At 79.4% G+C, this 802-nt stretch carries 1 pseudogene; it reads right to left on the reverse strand.

From position 1 onward, the window contains the following. Positions 1–697 (reverse strand): annotated as a pseudogene (locus DZF91_RS23025) (hypothetical protein); the annotation flags it as partial. Positions 698–802 lie beyond the last annotated feature (105 nt).

Consider the following 802-nt stretch of genomic DNA (forward strand, 5'->3'; position numbering starts at 1 on the left):
CGGGCGCGGTGCCGGACGCGGTGTCGGCGGTGGCGCCGGACGCGGTCATGTTGGACGCGGCGGAGGTGGGCGTGCCGGGACGGGCGGCGGCGTTCCGCGGGGCGGCGCCGGGCGGAACCGGGTCGCGCCCCTGCAGGAGGCGTTTGCGCACGTCATGGGCCGTGGAGAGGGAGATGCCCGCCTTCCGGGCGACCTCGCGCAGCGACGCCTCGGGACGCGCCTGGATGATCTGCGCGGCGAGCCGCCGCCCGCCCGCGCCGTCCACCGGGCGGGCGCGGCCGTCCGCGCCGACGCGCGCGTTCGAGTGCGGGACTTGCGCGGTCGAACGCCGGACGGCCGCGACCGTCCGGGCGGAGAGGCCCGTCCGCGCGGCGATCGCCCGGTCGGAGGAGTCGGGCTCGGCGGCCAGGATGCGCGCGGCGGCGGCCCGCCGGTCGGCGATGGTCAGCGGGAGGCCGTGCGCGATGTTCAGCTCGACGGCGCGGGCGAACGCCTCGGCGGCCGTCCCGTCGAAGTACACGGCCTCGATGTGCGTGTCGCCGCGCAGCATGGCCGCGCGCAGCCGGTGCATGCCGTCGATGACCCGCATGGTCGGGCGGTGCACGAGGATCGGCGGCAGCGGCGTCTCCACGCCGACCAGGCGGAACACGTGCTCGCGGTCCTCCCCGCGCAGGCGCGGCGAGTCCGCGGGCCGCAACGACCCGATCGCGACCCGGTGCACCGCCGCCCCGCCGCCCGCGGCTGGCGCGGCCGATGCGGCCGGACCGAGGGAAACCGCCGGGCCGCGGGAAGCCGCCGGGCC

The sequence above is a fragment of the Actinomadura logoneensis genome (assembly GCF_003428695.1).
In the GTDB taxonomy this organism is placed as follows: Bacteria; Actinomycetota; Actinomycetes; order Streptosporangiales; family Streptosporangiaceae; genus Spirillospora; species Spirillospora logoneensis.